The sequence below is a fragment of the Pseudomonas sp. P1.8 genome, assembly GCF_001269805.1.
In the GTDB taxonomy this organism is placed as follows: Bacteria; Pseudomonadota; Gammaproteobacteria; order Pseudomonadales; family Pseudomonadaceae; genus Aquipseudomonas.
On the sequence record NZ_LHVM01000007.1, the window covers coordinates 310,840 to 324,360 of the forward strand.

The following is a 13,521-nucleotide window of genomic DNA, read 5'->3' on the forward strand; positions in this document are numbered from 1 at the left end:
GAATCTTTATAGGTGCTGATCGGCATGGTGAGATGCGAATCAATTGCATTGGCTATAACGAGACGTACGGGATTTGGCTATCGAGTAAAAATAATTCTCATTCAGTTGAGGATGACCAGTGCCGGGAATTCCTGGAGCCGTGCCGAGGTGATGTGGGCCAGGGAGCGAACCACGTCCAGCGGTTGATCAAGGCGATAGTTGCCGGTTACGGCGACATCGGCCAGTTGCTCGTTGTTGTTGATGATCCAGCCCGGGTAATACCGACGAAGCTCGGCCAGCACCTGGTTCAACGGGCAGTTTTCAAACACCAGCCGGCCCTGGACCCACGCCAGGTCAGTGGCGGCATCGAGTTTGGCCGTCCGGTCGAAGCCGTTGGGGCCGATGCGGATACTTTCCCCGGCGGACAAACGCACCCGCGCGTCATCACGGGTGGCGCGCAAGTCGACATTGCCGCGCTGCACCCGCACCTGTGCCACACCGTCGAGGTAACGCACGGCAAACGCCGTGTCGCGGACACTGGCCTTGACCGGGCCGGCGTCGATTTCCAGCGGTTGGCCGAGATTGGCCTGCACTTCGAAAAACGCCTCGCCCTGATACAGGCGGGCCACGCGCTGTTGGTCGTTGATGGTGCTGGAAAACGCCGAGTTGGTATTGAGCAGGACTTTCGAGCCGTCCTCCAGTTGCAGGCGCTGGCGCTCGCCAACAACGGTCAGGTGATCAGCTTGCAGGCGCATCGGCAGGTTGCTGAAGCTGAGCAGTCCGAGGATCAGCACGGCGGCAGTGGCCAGCGGTTTCCAGTGCGGACGCAAGCGCGTGAGGACGGTGACTTTCGGCGCACGCGCCGCCAGGCTTTGCGCACACTGCGCCACTTGCGGGCCGTCCCAGATCGCCTGGGCCTTGGCGAACGCCTGGGCATTTAGCGGGTCGGCATCGAGCCATGCGTGGAACTGACGGGTCTGCTCCTCGTCAGGACAACCGAGCACGATGAGCCAGTCCAGGGCCTGGTCCATTGCAGTGGCGGCGTCCTGTGCCGGTGAAGGCGCAGGGGAGCGGTGGTTGTCCGTCACGGTGTTTCCTCGGCGTGTCAGTGCACGGCTGTTTTTTTTAGTGAAGCGTAAAAAGTGGGCCAAGGGTATCAAAGCCCGGTAATCAGTGCAGTCGGAGAGGGTGTGAGCGGCAGCCTCAATCCGCATTCAAGCGGTCAGCGACACCGATGCAGATCGACATGATCAGTTTGAGTTCTTTTTGCACGGTGCTGAGGGACACGCCCAATTCGTCAGCGATTTCCTGATAGCTGTGCCCGTGCAGGCGGCTGAGGATGAAAATCCGCTGCTGCCGGCTGCTGAGTTCTCCGAGACTCACGTTCAGGCGCTCCAGCAGTTGTTCGGCATGGGCAGCGTCTTCGGCGCTGCTGGTAGGGGCGGCGACGCTGTGCATAACCTCTTCAGGGACGTCGTCGACCATCGTGCGCGAATGAATGCGCCGCGCACGCAAATGGTCCAGCGCCAGGTTGCGGGCCGTCTGGAACACGAAGGGTTCGAGATGATCGATGGTCCGCTCACTGAGCGCCCGGGTCACCCGCAGGTAGGTTTCCTGCAGGAGGTCTTCGGCGGTGCTGTGATTGTTGACCATTCGCTCCAGCGTACGCAGCAGAGAGACCCGCTGGGTGATGAAGACGTCGTTGAAACGCGATTGACTCACGGGAGGACCTGATCCATTTCGAGCGAATGATAATGCTTATCATCTACTCGAATGGTCAAGTACTGATTTGTGAAGGTTTACACGCGGGCTTGCAAATAAGTCGCGTAATCCGGAATTCGATGGGTGTGCGACTGCTTCATCATCGGGCTGCTGAGCAGATAATCGGCGCTGCATTCATTGCAGGCCACCGGGATGTTCCAGACCGCAGCAACCCGCAACAACGCCTTGATGTCCGGGTCGTGTGGTTGCGGTTCGAAGGGGTCCCAGAAAAACACCAGCATGTCGACCCGTTGCTCGGCGATTTGCGCGCCGAGTTGTTGGTCACCGCCCAATGGGCCGCTGATCATGCTTTGCACTGGCAGGTCGAGACGTTGTTGCAACAACAACCCTGTGGTTCCGGTGGCGACCAGCTCGTGTTGCGCCAGTGTGTCTTTGTGCCGTGCGGCCCAGTCGAGCAAAAACACCTTGCAGTGGTCGTGGGCGACCAAGGCGATACGCTTGCGCGCAGCCAGGGTCTTTTGCGTAAAGCTGATGCCGATCATGGATGGTTCCACAGGCGATTTGCGAGGGTGATTCTGAGGACGCTATCGCCAGCAAGCCGGCTCCTACAAGGTTGAGTCGTATACGATTGTTGTAGGAGCCGGCTTGCTGGCGATAGCAATTTTGCAGACGCAGAATTATTCCGCGTTGCACAGCGCCAGGCAGTTATCGAGCATGCGGTTGGAGAAGCCCCATTCGTTGTCGTACCAGGCCAGCACCTTGAGCAGCTTGCCGCTGGACTTGGTGTGGTTGGCGTCGAAGATCGATGACAGCGGGTTATGGTTGAAGTCGCTGGAGACCAGCGGCAGGGTGTTGTAGCCGAGGATTTTCGAATGCTGGCTGGCTTCTTTCATCAGCGCGTTGACTTCCTCGGCCGACGCTTCGCGCTTGAGCTGCACAGTCAGATCCACCAGCGACACATTGATCACCGGAACGCGCACCGCCATGCCAGTGAGCTTGCCCGCCAGTTCCGGCAGCACCAGGCCGACGGCTTCGGCAGCACCGGTCTTGCTCGGGATCATGTTCTGGGTGGCCGAACGGGCACGGTACGGATCGGTGTGGTAAACGTCAGTCAGATTCTGGTCGTTGGTGTAGGCGTGGATCGTGGTCATCAGACCGCTTTCGATGCCCAGCTCGCGGTGCAGCACCTGGGCTACCGGGGCCAGGCAGTTGGTGGTGCACGAAGCGTTGGAAATAATCTGGTGCGACTGGCGCAGAATGTCGTGGTTCACGCCGTACACCACCGTGGCGTCGGCGCCTTTGGCGGGCGCCGAGATGATCACTTTGCGTGCGCCGGCCGTAATATGCGCCGCGGCCTTGGCGCGGTCGGTGAACAGGCCGGTACATTCGAACACGACATCAATTTTTTCCGCGGCCCAGGGCAAGTCGGCCGGGTTGCGAATCGCGCTGACGGCAATGCGGTCGCCGTTGACCGTCAGGCTTTCCTCGTCGTGCTGTACATCGGCGTCGAACGTGCCATGAACAGTGTCGAATTTGAGTAAGTGTGCGTTCATTGCGCTGTCGCCCAAGTCGTTGATGGCGACAATCTGCAAATCCTGACGGTAGCCCTGGGTATAGAGTGCGCGCAGAACGTTACGGCCGATGCGGCCAAAGCCATTGATTGCGATTCGAAGAGTCATTTGTCTGCGCTACCGTCGTTTTGTTGTTGGAATTACAAGATTATTCGCAAAAAAATAGAAAACAAGCCTTTTTAATGGCAATATTTTGTTCAATCTACAACGAGTGACCTGAATCAACTGGTCCGACCGATCAAGAAAACCGTCTGTCATTCCATCGACACCGGCCTTTGATCAGCATAGACAATCAGGTCGCCACATCCGTTAGCCTGGAGTTCTACACATGCATCCCCGCGTCCTTGAGGTCACCGAACGGCTTATCGCCCGCAGCCGCGCCACGCGTGAGGCTTACCTTGCATTGATTCGCGGTGCGGCCAGCGACGGTCCGATGCGCGGCAAACTGCAATGCGCCAACTTCGCCCACGGCGTGGCCGGGTGCGGCAGCGACGACAAGAACAGCCTGCGGATGATGAACTCCGCGAACATTGCGATTGTTTCGTCATATAACGACATGCTCTCGGCGCACCAGCCGTACGAAGTCTTCCCTGAACAGATCAAAAAAGCCCTGCGTGAAATCGGCTCCGTCGGCCAGTTCGCCGGTGGCACGCCAGCCATGTGCGATGGCGTGACTCAAGGCGAGCCGGGCATGGAACTGAGCCTGCCGAGCCGTGAAGTGATCGCGTTGTCCACAGCGGTGGCGCTGTCCCACAACATGTTTGACGGGGCGCTGATGCTCGGCATCTGCGACAAGATCGTGCCGGGCCTGATGATGGGCGCGTTGCGTTTCGGTCACCTGCCGATGATCTTTGTGCCAGGCGGTCCGATGGTTTCGGGCATTTCCAACAAGCAGAAAGCTGACGTGCGCCAGCGCTACGCCGAAGGCAAGGCCAGCCGCGAAGAGTTGCTGGAATCGGAAATGAACTCCTATCACAGCCCCGGCACCTGCACCTTCTATGGCACCGCCAACACCAACCAGTTGCTGATGGAAGTCATGGGCCTGCATTTGCCGGGCGCCTCTTTCGTCAACCCGAACACACCGTTGCGCGATGCCCTGACCCGCGAAGCGGCGCATCAGGTCACGCGCCTGACCAAGCAAAATGGCGACTACATGCCAATCGGCGAAATCGTCGACGAGCGTTCGCTGGTCAACTCCATCGTGGCCCTGCATGCCACTGGCGGCTCGACCAACCACACCCTGCACATGCCGGCGATTGCCATGGCGGCGGGCATTCAGCTGACCTGGCAGGACATGGCCGACCTCTCCGAAGTCGTGCCGACCCTGAGCCACGTCTACCCGAACGGCAAGGCTGATATCAACCACTTCCAGGCGGCGGGCGGCATGTCGTTCCTGATTCGCGAATTGTTGGATGCCGGGCTGCTCCACGAAAACGTCAACACCGTGCTCGGCCATGGCCTGAGCCGTTACACCATGGAACCGTTCCTCGATAACGGCGAACTGGTCTGGCGTGAAGGCGTGACCGAAAGCCTCGATGAAAGCATCCTGCGTCCGGTTGCTCGTGCGTTCTCGCCTGAGGGCGGCCTGCGGGTGATGGAAGGTAACCTCGGTCGCGGTGTCATGAAAGTTTCGGCCGTGGCCCTGGAAAACCAGATCGTCGAAGCACCGGCCATGGTGTTCCAGGATCAGCAGGATCTGGCTGATGCGTTCAAGGCAGGTTTGCTGGAGAAGGATTTTGTCGCAGTGATGCGCTTCCAGGGCCCGCGCTCGAATGGCATGCCGGAATTGCACAAAATGACGCCTTTCCTCGGTGTGTTGCAGGATCGCGGCTTCAAGGTCGCACTGGTGACTGACGGGCGCATGTCCGGCGCCTCGGGCAAAATCCCGGCGGCGATTCACGTCAGCCCCGAAGCTTATGTCGGTGGCGCTTTGGCGCGGGTGCAAGAGGGCGATATCATCCGCGTCGATGGCGTCAAAGGCACCCTGGAGCTTAAGGTGGACGCCGAAGAATTCGCAGCGCGCACGCCGGCCAAGGGCCTGTTGGGTAACAACATCGGCACCGGTCGCGAGCTGTTTGGTTTCATGCGCATGGCCTTCAGCTCGGCGGAGCAGGGCGCCAGCGCCTTCACTTCTGCCCTGGAGACGCTTAATTGAAACTGGCTTTGGTCGGTGACATCGGTGGGACCAACGCACGTTTCGCGTTGTGGAAAAACCAGCAGCTGGAATCGGTCCAGGTGCTGGCAACGGCCGATTTTTCCAGCCCGGAAGAGGCAATCAGCCTCTATCTGAATGGGCTGGGCCTTGCGCCGGGTTCAATCGGTTCGGTCTGCCTGTCGGTGGCCGGCCCCGTGAGCGGCGACGAATTCAAGTTCACCAACAATCACTGGCGTCTGAGCCGCAAGGGGTTCTGCCAGACCTTGCAGGTCGATCAGCTGTTGCTGGTCAACGACTTCTCGGCCATGGCGTTGGGCATGACCCGTTTGCAGCCCGGCGAATTCCGCATGGTCTGCGAAGGCACGCCGGAGCCGTTGCGCCCGGCGGTGGTGATCGGACCGGGCACTGGCTTGGGCGTTGGCACCTTGCTCGATCTCGGCGAAGGGCGTTTTGCCGCGCTGCCGGGTGAGGGTGGTCATGTTGATCTGCCCTTGAGCAGCCCGCGTGAAACCCAGCTATGGCAGCACATCTCCAATGAAATCGGACACGTCAGTGCTGAAACCGCACTGAGCGGCGGCGGCTTGCCACGTGTTTATCGGGCGATCTGTGCGGTGGATGGGCACACGCCCGTGCTCGACACACCGCAAGCCATTACCGCTGCCGGGTTGGCGGGTGACCCTATTGCTGTGGAAGTGCTTGAGCAGTTCTGCTGCTGGCTCGGTCGCGTGGCCGGCAACAACGTACTGACCAGCGGTGGACGCGGTGGTGTGTACATTGTTGGCGGAGTGATTCCGCGGTTTGCCGATTTCTTCCTCGAAAGCGGTTTCGCCCGCTGCTTCGCCGACAAGGGTTGTATGAGCGATTACTTCAAGGGGATTCCGGTGTGGCTGGTGACAGCGCCGTACTCGGGTCTTGTTGGTGCCGGTGTAGCGCTCGAACAGGCTTGAGATCGAGTTGCCTTCATCGCTGGCAAGCCAGCTCCTACAGGTTTGTGGTGTTCTTGCGTTTGGTACGAACTCTGTAGGAGCTGGCTTGCCAGCGATGGGGCCAGGACAGGCAACAACTATTCAAGGTGCTTAAGGCATAATCCGCCCAATTCAAAAAACAAGGACGCCGCCCCGTGAGCTCAGTCAACAAGTCGATTTTGTTGGTCGATGACGATCAAGAGATACGCGAGTTGCTGGACACCTACCTGACCCGCGCCGGTTTCCAGGTGCGCACCACGCCCGATGGCGCCGGCTTTCGCCAGGCCCTGAACGAGGCGCCGAGCGATCTGGTGATCCTTGATGTGATGCTGCCCGACGAAGACGGCTTCAGCTTGTGTCGCTGGATTCGTCAACATCCCCGTCGGGCGCAAGTGCCAATCATCATGCTCACCGCCAGTTCCGATGAAGCCGACCGGGTGATCGGTCTTGAGCTTGGGGCCGACGACTACCTCGGCAAACCGTTCAGCCCGCGTGAGTTGCAGGCGCGGATCAAGGCGTTGCTGCGTCGCGCGCAGTTCGGTCAGGAACGCAGCGGCGGTGAAGTGCTGGCCTTCGATGACTGGCGCCTGGACATGGTCAGCCATCGGCTGTTCCACACCGATGGTGAAGAGGTGATTCTCTCCGGCGCCGATTTCGCCCTGCTCAAACTCTTTCTCGATCACCCGCAGCAAATCCTCGACCGCGACACCATCGGCAACGCCACCCGTGGGCGGGACCTGATGCCGCTCGACCGCATCGTCGACATGGCGGTCAGCCGTTTGCGCCAACGTCTGCGCGACACCGAGAAACCACCTCGGCTGATCCGCACCGTACGCGGCAGTGGCTACCAACTGGCAGCCAGTGTGGTTGCCAGCAATGGTCACTGAGTCCTTGCGCAAGCTTGCGGCGAGGGTGCCGGTGCCACGTTCGCTGCTGGGGCGAATGTTGCTGCTGACGCTGCTTGCGGTGCTGTTCGCGCAGGCGTTATCGAGCGTGATCTGGGTCTCGCAACTGCGCGCCACGCAACTGGAAGGCCTGGTCACCAGTGCCCGCAGCCTGGCCCATTCGATGACCGCCAGCGTCAGTTATTTCCGATCGTTACCGGTGGCTTATCGGCCTTTGGTGCTCGATCAGTTGCGCAGCATGGGCGGCACCCGGTTCGTGGTGACGCTGAACGACAAGCCCCTGGGCATGGAAGTGTTGCCCGTGACCCCGCGAAAAGCGGCGGTCATCAAAGCGGTGGATGAAGTGCTGCGTGCGTCCCTGGGGCATGACACGGATATTTCGGTCACCTTCGTCAGCCCCGAAGACCTGCGAATCTTCAACGGCGGTCTCAAACTCGATGAGCTGCCACGTTCGTGGGCGCACTATGCATTGACCCTGGAGCCGGTGAACCCGCCGGTGCTGGTCACGCAGATCCAGATGGCCCCGGGTGAGTGGTTGTACATCGCGTCGCTGTTGCCCGAGCCCTACACCAGCCTTGAAGAGCAAGGCCTGCCTGCGCAGCAGGTGTGGTTCATCGTACTCACCAGCGGTTTCCTGTTGTTGTTCATTGGCCTGTTGGTGCATTGGCAGAGTCGACCACTCAAGCGTCTGGCGCGGGCTGCACGAGATTTGTCACTGGGTGCCGACGTCGAACCGGTGGCCGAAGGCGGTGGCAGTGAAGTGGTCGAAGTCGGTCGCGCCTTCAACACCATGCGTGAACGCATCAGCCGCTACCTGACCGAGCGCAGCCAGTTATTCAGCGCGATTTCTCACGATCTGCGAACGCCGATCACCCGGCTGCGATTGCGTGTCGAATTGCTTGAAGACGAACAACTGCAAACCAAGTTCGGCCGCGATCTGGATGAGCTGGAGTTGTTGGTCAAAGGCGCGCTGCAATGCGTGAAAGACACTGACATCCATGAAAACATCGAGCCGGTGGATCTCAATCACGTACTCGACTGTCTGGTGGAACCGTACCTGGCGCCGAACGGCAACGGCCGCGTGACCCAGCAGGGACGTGCACTGGCCGCGTATCCCGGCAAGCCGCTGGCGCTCAAGCGTTGCATCGGCAACCTGATCGACAATGCGCTGAAGTACGGGCAGAACGCGCATCTGCATATCGATGATGATGACAGCGCCTTTGTGCTGCATGTCGACGACGAAGGACCGGGGGTTCCGGAGCAGCGGCTGGAGCAGGTGTTCGAGCCGCACTTCCGCCTGGCCGGGCAGCAGCAGGGTTATGGGTTGGGGCTGGGGATTGCGCGCAACATTGCCCATAGCCATGGTGGTGAGGTCACTTTGCAGAATTTGCGTGAAGGTGGGCTGCGGGTGACGTTGCAGCTGCCGCGCTCGGCGGATTAAAAGTCAAAAGATCGCAGCCTTCGGCAGCTCCTACGCCGACAAATGTAGGAGCTGCCGAAGGCTGCGATCTTTTGATCTTGCTTTGTCACCGAACGGTGACAAACCATGCCCCCTTCGTTACAAGCCCGCCACCGCCCGTTGTTTAGACTGCCCCTCAGTCATAACAACAAAAAAGGCACCCCATGGACTCCTCTCAACCCGCCTTCAGCAGTTGGCTGAACGCACCCGCCCATCAGCAATGGCTCGCCGCTGAAGGCCTGCGACTACTGGCATTTGCCAAGGCTTCAAAGCTGCCTGAAGGTTTCGGAAATCTCGACGAGCGCGGTCATCTGCCCCCCGACGCCCAAGCCGAAACCATGAACACCGCACGCATGACCCACAGCTTTGCCATGGCTCACATTCAAGGGCTGCCGGGTTTTGCCGAACTGGTCGATCACGGTATCCATGCCTTGCGCGGACCACTGCGCGATGCCGTGCACGGTGGCTGGTTCGCGAGCGCCGAGCATCGCGATGGCAACACCGGCAAGAACGCCTATCTGCACGCTTTCGTCGCGCTGGCCGCCAGTTCTGCGGTGGTCGCGCAACGCCCCGGCGCGCAGGCCTTGCTCGATGATGCGCTTGACATAATCGACACGTATTTCTGGAGCGAGGAGGAGGGCGCCATGCGCGAATCCTTCAACCGCGACTGGAGTTGCGAAGAAGCCTATCGCGGCGCCAACAGCAACATGCACGCCACCGAAGCCTTCCTCGCCCTGGCCGATGTCACCGACGACAACCGCTGGTTGGGTCGCGCCCAACGCATCGTCGAGCGGGTGATCCACAATCACGCCGCCGCCAACGACTACCTGGTGATCGAGCATTTTGACCGCGATTGGCAGCCGCTGCGCGAGTACAACCACGACAACCCGGCTGACGGTTTCCGTCCTTATGGCACCACACCAGGCCATGGTTTCGAATGGGCACGGCTGGTGCTGCACCTCGAAGCGGCACGGGTACGAGCCGGCATGCTCACGCCGGGCTGGCTGGTCACCGACGCGCAAAAACTCTTCGAGCACAATTGCCTCCATGGTTGGGATGTCGACGGCGCGCCGGGCATTGTCTACACCCTCGATTGGGACAATCGCGCGGTGGTTCGCCATCGTCTGCACTGGACTCATTGCGAAGCCAGCGCCGCCGCCAGCGCCTTGCTCAAGCGAACCGGCGACGCGCAGTACGAACATTGGTACCGGCTATTCTGGGAATTCTGTGACAGTCATTTCATCGACCGTTGCGAGGGCAGTTGGCACCATGAACTCGATCCCTTGAACCGCCCGAGCGCCGACATCTGGGCCGGAAAACCGGACCTTTACCACGCCTGGCAAGCCGTGCTGATTCCGCGCCTGCCCCTGGCGCCGAGTATGGCCAGCGCGCTGGCGCAGTCGTCCCAGAGCGCTTCTATGTAACCATGCGGTGACATTCGCGCATCCCTTCGTTACCTGCGAGGGGATATCCCCTGTTTAAAATCCTATGCAGCGCAAGCACCAGACTTGCAACGCATAACAACAAGAAAGGTACTCCTAGATGAATGCGATTTCTCGCCTCGCTACTGTCATTTCTCTCGCTTCCCTGTCTGCGCTCCCTCTCAGTGTCCTGGCTGCCGAACCCAAAGGTTCCGTGGAAGTTGTGCATTGGTGGACCTCCGGTGGCGAGAAAGCAGCGGTTGATGTCCTCAAGGCCCAAGTCGAAAAAGACGGCTTCACCTGGAAGGATGGCGCAGTCGCCGGTGGTGGCGGTTCCACGGCCATGACCGTGCTCAAGAGCCGCGCCGTGGCCGGTAACCCGCCGGGCGTTGCACAAATCAAAGGGCCGGACATCCAGGAGTGGGGCAGCACTGGCCTGCTCAGCACCGATGCGTTGAAAGACGTTTCCAAAGCGGAAAACTGGGACGGCCTGCTGTCGAAGAAAGTCTCCGACACCGTGAAGTACGAAGGTGATTACGTGGCCGTGCCGGTGAACATTCACCGCGTCAACTGGCTGTGGATCAACCCGCAAGTGTTCAAGAAAGCCGGGATCGAAAAAGCCCCGACCACCCTCGAAGAATTCTATGCCGCCGGCGACAAGCTCAAAGCCGCCGGCTTCATCGCGCTCGCCCACGGCGGTCAGCCTTGGCAGGACAGCACCGTGTTTGAAGACATCGTGTTGTCGGTCATGGGTGCTGACGGCTACAAGAAAGCCCTGGTCGATCTGGACCAGAAAACCCTGTCCGGCCCGCAAATGACCCAGTCGTTCACCGAGCTGAAAAAAATCACCGGCTACATGGACCCGAACCGCGCCGGTCGTGACTGGAACATCGCCGCTGCCGACGTCATCAGCGGCAAGGCCGGCATGCAGATGATGGGCGACTGGGCGAAAAGCGAGTGGACCGCCGCGAAAAAAGTCCCGGGCAAGGACTACCAGTGCGTGCCGTTCCCAGGCACCGAAAAAGCCTTCACTTACAACATCGACTCCCTGGCGGTGTTCAAGCTCAAGGCTGATCGCAAGGGCGACATCGCTGCCCAGCAGGACCTGGCCAAGGTCGCATTGGGCACCGACTTCCAGAAAGTCTTCAGCATGAACAAGGGCTCGATCCCGGTACGTAACGACATGCTGAAGGAAATGGACAAGCTCGGCTTCGACGAGTGCGCCCAGAAGTCGGCGAACGACTTCATCGCGGACGACAAGTCCGGTGGTCTGCAACCGAGCATGGCGCACAACATGGCCACTTCGCTGGCGGTGCAGGGCGCGATTTTCGACGTGGTCACCAACTTCATGAACGACAAGGACGCAGACCCGGCCAAGGCCAGCGCCCAACTGGCGTCGGCTGTCAAAGCTGCCCAGTAAAACCACGGCCGCCGCAGGCCAGGCCTGCGGCATCTATCGATGATCTGCCAATTGTAGGAGCCGGCTTGCTGGCGATAGCGGTGTACCTGACACACCGTGTCGCCCGTGTCGCCCGTGTCGCCAGCAAGCCGGCTCCTACAGGTTTGATCTTCATTTCTAACACTGGATTATCCCGATGAGCTCTGTGGCGGTTTTCAGCAAAGCCTCACCGTTCGATGCGCTGCAACGCTGGCTACCCAAGTTGGTACTGGCGCCGAGCATGCTGATCGTGTTGGTTGGTTTCTACGGTTACATCATCTGGACGTTCATTCTGTCCTTCACCAATTCCAGCTTCATGCCGAGCTACAAGTGGGTCGGCCTGCAGCAATACATGCGCCTGATGGACAACGACCGCTGGTGGGTCGCGAGCAAGAATCTCGCGCTGTTCGGCGGCATGTTCATCGGCATCAGTTTGGTGCTGGGCGTCTTCCTCGCGGTGCTGCTCGACCAGCGCATTCGCAAGGAAGGCTTCATCCGCACCGTCTACCTGTACCCGATGGCGCTGTCGATGATCGTCACCGGTACGGCGTGGAAGTGGCTGCTCAACCCTGGCCTGGGTCTGGACAAGATGCTGCGTGACTGGGGCTGGGAAGGCTTCCGTCTCGACTGGCTGGTGGATCAGGATCGCGTTGTCTACTGTCTGGTGATTGCTGCCGTGTGGCAAGCCTCCGGGTTTGTCATGGCGATGTTCCTTGCCGGTCTGCGCGGTGTCGATCAGTCGATCATTCGTGCCGCGCAGGTCGATGGCGCGAGCTTGCCGACCATCTACCTGAAGATCGTGTTACCGAGCCTGCGCCCGGTGTTCTTCAGTGCCTTCATGATCCTGGCGCACATTGCGATCAAGAGCTTCGACCTGGTCGCGGCGATGACCGCAGGCGGTCCCGGCTACTCGTCCGATCTGCCGGCGATGTTCATGTATTCCTTCACCTTCAGCCGTGGCCAAATGGGCATCGGTTCGGCCAGCGCCATGCTCATGCTCGGTGCCGTGCTGACCATCCTCGTGCCGTATCTGTACTCCGAGCTGCGAGGCAAACGCCATGACTGATCAATTCGCAAAGCGTGGTGTCAGCTTCAGCCGCATCGCCATTTACGCCACGTTGCTGCTGGCCGCTGCGGTGTACCTGATCCCGCTGATCGTGATGCTGCTGACCAGCTTCAAATCCCCGGAAGACATCCGCACCGGCAACCTGCTGAGCTGGCCGACCGTGATTGACGGCATCGGCTGGATCAAGGCCTGGGACGTGGTCGGCGGCTACTTCTGGAACTCGGTGAAAATCACCGTACCGGCGGTGCTGATTTCAACCTTCGTCGGCGCCATGAACGGCTACGTATTGTCGATGTGGCGCTTCCGTGGTTCGCAACTGTTCTTCGGTTTGCTGCTGTTCGGTTGCTTCCTGCCGTTCCAGACCGTGCTGCTGCCGGCCTCGTTCACCCTCGGCAAGTTCGGCCTGGCCAACACCACCACCGGCCTGGTGCTGGTGCACGTGGTCTACGGGCTGGCGTTCACCACGCTGTTCTTCCGCAACTACTACGTGAGCATTCCGGATGCGCTGGTCAAGGCCGCAAGGCTAGATGGCGCGGGCTTCTTCACGATCTTCTGGAAAATCCTGCTGCCGATGTCGATCCCGATCGTGATGGTCTGCCTGATCTGGCAGTTCACCCAGATCTGGAATGACTTCCTGTTCGGCGTGGTCTTCGCCAGTGGCGACGCCCAGCCGATTACCGTGGCCCTGAACAACCTGGTCAACACCAGCACCGGGGCCAAGGAATACAACGTTGATATGGCCGCCGCGATGATCGCCGGGCTGCCGACACTGCTGGTCTACATATTCGCTGGCAAGTATTTCCTGCGTGGGCTGACGTCCGGCGCGGTCAAGGGGTAGAA

Annotated in this window: 12 protein-coding genes; 8 read left to right on the plus strand and 4 right to left on the minus strand. The window is 60.1% G+C overall.

Annotated features, from left to right (window positions below; translation table 11 throughout):
• Positions 1–101: 101 nt before the first annotated feature.
• The 4 genes from AD668_RS05205 to gap all read right to left on the minus strand — a co-directional run bounded on the left by AD668_RS05205 (position 102) and on the right by gap (position 3,380).
• Positions 102–1,067, minus strand: a complete 966-nt coding sequence (locus AD668_RS05205; protein WP_053155382.1) for a FecR domain-containing protein — start codon at positions 1,065–1,067, stop codon at positions 102–104.
• Between the two features lie 115 nt (positions 1,068–1,182).
• Positions 1,183–1,701 carry an RNA polymerase sigma factor gene (locus AD668_RS05210; protein WP_053155383.1) on the minus strand — a complete coding sequence of 173 codons (519 nt, stop codon included), beginning with the start codon at positions 1,699–1,701 and terminating at the stop codon, positions 1,183–1,185.
• 77 nt (positions 1,702–1,778) lie between these two features.
• Positions 1,779–2,243, minus strand: coding sequence for a methylglyoxal synthase (locus tag AD668_RS05215; protein WP_053155385.1), 465 nt, complete (start codon positions 2,241–2,243; stop codon positions 1,779–1,781).
• A 135-nt stretch (positions 2,244–2,378) separates the two neighbouring features.
• Positions 2,379–3,380: a type I glyceraldehyde-3-phosphate dehydrogenase gene (gap, locus tag AD668_RS05220; protein ID WP_053155386.1), complete on the minus strand. Its 1,002-nt coding sequence runs from the start codon at positions 3,378–3,380 to the stop codon at positions 2,379–2,381.
• 220 nt (positions 3,381–3,600) lie between these two features.
• Between gap and edd the strand changes: the two genes are divergently transcribed.
• The 8 genes from edd (at position 3,601) to AD668_RS05260 (ending at position 13,519) form a co-directional block, all read left to right on the plus strand.
• Positions 3,601–5,427: a phosphogluconate dehydratase gene (gene edd, locus AD668_RS05225; protein ID WP_053155388.1), complete on the plus strand. Its 1,827-nt coding sequence runs from the start codon at positions 3,601–3,603 to the stop codon at positions 5,425–5,427.
• A complete protein-coding gene (locus AD668_RS05230) occupies positions 5,424–6,374 on the plus strand; it encodes a glucokinase (RefSeq protein WP_053155389.1) in 951 nt (316 codons plus the stop codon). Before edd ends, AD668_RS05230 begins: the two co-directional genes overlap by 4 nt.
• 173 nt (positions 6,375–6,547) lie before the next feature.
• Positions 6,548–7,279, plus strand: a complete 732-nt coding sequence (locus AD668_RS05235; RefSeq protein WP_053155390.1) for a response regulator — start codon at positions 6,548–6,550, stop codon at positions 7,277–7,279.
• Entirely contained in the window at positions 7,269–8,738 is a 1,470-nt protein-coding gene (locus AD668_RS05240) for an ATP-binding protein (RefSeq protein ID WP_053155393.1), read from the plus strand. Before AD668_RS05235 ends, AD668_RS05240 begins: the two co-directional genes overlap by 11 nt.
• Before the next feature lie 182 nt (positions 8,739–8,920).
• The gene (locus AD668_RS05245; protein ID WP_053155396.1) at positions 8,921–10,180 is read left to right on the plus strand and encodes an AGE family epimerase/isomerase; all 1,260 of its coding nucleotides are present in this window, start codon (positions 8,921–8,923) and stop codon (positions 10,178–10,180) included.
• A gap of 118 nt (positions 10,181–10,298) precedes the next feature.
• On the plus strand, positions 10,299–11,597 hold the full coding sequence (locus AD668_RS05250; RefSeq protein ID WP_053155398.1) for an ABC transporter substrate-binding protein: 1,299 nt from the start codon (positions 10,299–10,301) through the stop codon (positions 11,595–11,597).
• A gap of 175 nt (positions 11,598–11,772) precedes the next feature.
• On the plus strand, positions 11,773–12,681 hold the full coding sequence (locus tag AD668_RS05255; RefSeq protein WP_008032969.1) for a carbohydrate ABC transporter permease: 909 nt from the start codon (positions 11,773–11,775) through the stop codon (positions 12,679–12,681).
• Positions 12,674–13,519 (plus strand): carbohydrate ABC transporter permease, encoded by an 846-nt coding sequence (locus AD668_RS05260; RefSeq protein WP_053155400.1) that lies wholly within the window; start codon positions 12,674–12,676, stop codon positions 13,517–13,519. The genes AD668_RS05255 and AD668_RS05260 overlap by 8 nt, the downstream gene beginning before the upstream one ends.
• Positions 13,520–13,521: the final 2 nt, after the last annotated feature.

Bases quoted from the DNA above. Each gene is read 5' to 3' on its own strand.
- AD668_RS05250 (WP_053155398.1), top strand. From the start codon at position 10,299: ATGAATGCGATTTCTCGCCTCGCTACTGTCATTTCTCTCGCTTCCCTG.
- AD668_RS05260 (WP_053155400.1), top strand. From the start codon at position 12,674: ATGACTGATCAATTCGCAAAGCGTGGTGTCAGCTTCAGCCGCATCGCC.
- AD668_RS05245 (WP_053155396.1), top strand. From the start codon at position 8,921: ATGGACTCCTCTCAACCCGCCTTCAGCAGTTGGCTGAACGCACCCGCC.
- edd (WP_053155388.1), top strand. From the start codon at position 3,601: ATGCATCCCCGCGTCCTTGAGGTCACCGAACGGCTTATCGCCCGCAGC.
- gap (WP_053155386.1), bottom strand. From the start codon at position 3,380: ATGACTCTTCGAATCGCAATCAATGGCTTTGGCCGCATCGGCCGTAAC.
- AD668_RS05215 (WP_053155385.1), bottom strand. From the start codon at position 2,243: ATGATCGGCATCAGCTTTACGCAAAAGACCCTGGCTGCGCGCAAGCGT.
- AD668_RS05255 (WP_008032969.1), top strand. From the start codon at position 11,773: ATGAGCTCTGTGGCGGTTTTCAGCAAAGCCTCACCGTTCGATGCGCTG.
- AD668_RS05240 (WP_053155393.1), top strand. From the start codon at position 7,269: ATGGTCACTGAGTCCTTGCGCAAGCTTGCGGCGAGGGTGCCGGTGCCA.